The organism is Terrisporobacter mayombei (assembly GCF_020748465.1).
GTDB classification, from domain to species: domain Bacteria; phylum Bacillota; class Clostridia; order Peptostreptococcales; family Peptostreptococcaceae; genus Terrisporobacter; species Terrisporobacter mayombei.
This window is the reverse complement of sequence record NZ_JAHZMP010000181.1, coordinates 1-475: the sequence shown is the minus strand read 5'-3', so window position 1 is coordinate 475 and position 475 is coordinate 1. Positions and strand designations below refer to the sequence as shown.

Annotated in this window: 1 protein-coding gene; it reads right to left on the bottom strand. The window is 53.3% G+C overall.

Annotation, left to right across the window (positions count from 1 at the left end; genetic code table 11):
* Positions 1 to 475: hypothetical protein (locus tag K0039_RS25150; RefSeq protein WP_228106860.1), on the bottom strand; the 475-nt coding region annotated here is incomplete at both ends.

The window sequence follows — 475 nt, the reverse complement described above, 5'->3', positions numbered from 1 at the left end:
ATATTCGGACGCGCAGAGACAAACAGATCTTCTTCCAGTCCGGCGTCAGCATAGCCAATGTATTCCGGTGCAAGCGGGAACAGCACTTTTTTGACCCGACCATCGGCACGGCGTCCGGCAAACAGGTTAAATAAGTAGAAAAACGCGCTCTGGCTGCCGTTTGTTAGTGCAATATTCTGTGGTTCGATATCCCAACCCAACTTCTCGCGCAGCATTCCGGCAAGCAGTGTGAGTAGCTCCGTTTTCCCCTGTGGACCGTCGTAGTTACACAGTGCATCAGTCGCTTTGCCACTTTCCAGCATGTCGGTCAGTAGCGTCTGGAAGTAGTCCTGCATTTCCGGGATCTGCGCCGGATTACCGCCGCCGAGCATAATCGCGCCAGGCGTGCGTAAACCGTCGTTCAGATCTTCCATCAACAGCGTAATGCCGGAGTGGCGGGTAAATTTGTCACCAAAAAGGGAGAATGTCATAGCGG